The 417-nt window shown below is 55.4% G+C and carries 1 pseudogene; it reads left to right on the forward strand.

Going from position 1 to position 417, the window contains the following annotated elements:
- Positions 1-417: pseudogene (locus SB754_RS19320) on the forward strand (IS1-like element IS1A family transposase); the annotation flags it as partial.

Below are 417 nucleotides of genomic sequence, written 5' to 3' on the forward strand. Positions count from 1 at the left end.
CGCCGGACATCAGCGCTATCTCTGCTCTCACTGCCGTAAAACATGGCAACTGCAGTTCACTTACACCGCTTCTCAACCCGGTACGCACCAGAAAATCATTGATATGGCCATGAATGGCGTTGGATGCCGGGCAACTGCCCGCATTATGGGCGTTGGCCTCAACACGATTTTACGTCACTTAAAAAACTCAGGCCGCAGTCGGTAACCTCGCGCATACAGCCGGGCAGTGACGTCATCGTCTGCGCGGAAATGGACGAACAGTGGGGCTATGTCGGGGCTAAATCGCGCCAGCGCTGGCTGTTTTACGCGTATGACAGTCTCCGGAAGACGGTTGTTGCGCACGTATTCGGTGAACGCACTATGGCGACGCTGGGGCGTCTTATGAGCCTGATGTCACCCTTTGACGTGGTGATATGG

Source organism: Leifsonia sp. SIMBA_070, from assembly GCF_046534635.1.
Lineage (GTDB): Bacteria > Actinomycetota > Actinomycetes > Actinomycetales > Microbacteriaceae > Leifsonia.